Consider the following 601-nt stretch of genomic DNA (forward strand, 5'->3'; position numbering starts at 1 on the left):
TTATCGTTTGAACCGGACAGGGCGAATTGGCCATCGGGGGAGAGGGCCACGGCGCTTACCCAGCCATTATGCCCGCTGAGGGTTCGCAGCAGTGGGCCGCCGGGGGGCGTCAGGTTTGCCGTGAGGGGGCGCAACCAGGTTTTTCCCCGCCATTGTTTGGCGGTTTCCAGTAGGGTTTGCAGGTCGGGGGTGTCAAATGACAACAATCGGCCTAGCAGTTGTCCCGCCAGTTGCGCCGGATCCCGTTCTAGAATATGAGCGGAGAGTCGCAGTGCCCCGGCGATGGATTGCCAGGTTTGGAGGCATGGTGAGGATGGCAATATATCGGCGGTAATGGCTAATTCGTAATCTTCAATCAGCGCTGGCACGCCCAATGCAGCGATTTTGGACTCGATAAAGTCAAAATCACTCAGCAATTGGTGCAGGCGTTGGGGTTGGGCGCGGCCCACCAGATGACTGGGCAGGGTCTCGAGGGCATAGCGTTGCTTTTCGGGCGATAATTTGCTTAATCGGTGTCTGAAGTTGCTCATCAGAAATTAGGGTTGGTAAGGGGGAGAACGGAAACCCTCGTCATTTATGCGTAGGGAGGAGTTCTCCCCCC

General features: G+C 56.9%; 1 pseudogene. It reads right to left on the reverse strand.

What is annotated here, in order from left to right:
• A pseudogene (locus AC0QH1_RS21245) lies at positions 1–530 on the reverse strand (hypothetical protein); the annotation flags it as partial.
• Between the last annotated feature and the right edge of the window lie 71 nt (positions 531–601).

This window comes from Phormidium sp. CCY1219 (genome assembly GCF_055795085.1).